Genomic DNA, 1,122 nt, shown 5'->3' with positions numbered 1-1,122 from the left:
TAGGATCTTGAATCCATTTATTGATTTCACGAGATATAGTTGAACGAGATCTGTTTAAAGTTTTAGCGATATAAGCTTTGGATTTATTCTCGTTTAAAAGTGTCTCAATTTTGATTCTTTCTTTAAGTGAAAGTCGTCTGTGTTTTAAACTCATATTTACAAATCTATAAATTTAGATTTGTTGCGTTAAGTTATTGAATAGACCAGATAATCAGTAATATTACAGCTAACGGGTTTGTATAAGATTTGTGCGACCTAAAATCCACAGGATTTTCGGACGTTACAAATCGGTTTGTTACAATTTTTTTGTTTTCAAATTTGTACTAATTTAAGCATAAATTTTATACATTGTTGGCAGCAGTAATTTGTTATTTAACAGTGTATTATTTTTTAGTCATCAAATATTTTATCAATCCAATTGTCAATTTTTTTTCTGTATTTGTTTTCAGAACTTTTTACACTATATTTTCTAATAATCAACGCTACAATACTCGCAAAACAGAGAAATCCCATTAAAACTGACATACTTATAGAATCGTTATTACTTTCAGTAATCTCCTTTATCATTTCACCATCAATTGTAAGTTGGTAAAAATTAATTTTCTGTCTTTTATTCACTCTATAGAAATACTCAGAATATCTTGGATTTACTTTTGAAACAATCAAGTTGTCAAATTTTTTTCTTAAATCATTGTTTAAGGTTAGTTTTTGCCCATTGTCTATTGTAATAGTTAATAATGTATCCATTGGAGCATTAGAACTTGAATTTGCCTCTCTCAGAAAATAATGTGTCCGAACAATGTATCCATTTCCTTTATCCAAATCCGTTAATTCTATCTTAGAATCATTTAAGTACCATATAAATCCATACAATAATGCAATTGTCTGAATAGGCAGTAACCAGTTAAAATATAATTTGGTTCTCCAATCATATTTTACATTAAACATTTGGGATATGTCAACTTTCATTCTCGATTGTCTCTTTTTATTGCTGCCAACGGTTTAGGCTAGGAAAAGTTGCGGTTTTGAAACCGTAATTTTCCGCTGTTTAAATTTAATATTATTTTGTTTTAGAAACATTCTATTTTATTGAATTAAGCAATTTTTTTTAGCCATTGTTGG

2 protein-coding genes are annotated in these 1,122 nt (G+C 28.0%); both read right to left on the bottom strand.

Going from position 1 to position 1,122, the window contains the following annotated elements; translation table 11 throughout:
- The coding region (locus tag HGB55_RS15715) for a helix-turn-helix domain-containing protein (protein ID WP_168817822.1) at window positions 1-154 on the bottom strand (154 nt) is incomplete at its 3' end.
- 236 nt (window positions 155-390) lie between these two features.
- Complete coding sequence (locus tag HGB55_RS15105) at window positions 391-969, bottom strand: hypothetical protein (RefSeq protein ID WP_168817910.1); 579 nt, start codon at window positions 967-969, stop codon at window positions 391-393.
- Window positions 970-1,122 lie beyond the last annotated feature (153 nt).

Source organism: Lutibacter sp. B1, from assembly GCF_012524075.1.
Lineage (GTDB): Bacteria > Bacteroidota > Bacteroidia > Flavobacteriales > Flavobacteriaceae > Lutibacter.
Note: the sequence above shows the minus strand (reverse complement) of the source record. Positions and strands in the feature narration are given on the sequence as shown.

Excerpts from the sequence above, each read along its gene's own strand:
- HGB55_RS15105 (WP_168817910.1), bottom strand. The coding sequence starts at position 969 with ATGAAAGTTGACATATCCCAAATGTTTAATGTAAAATATGATTGGAGA.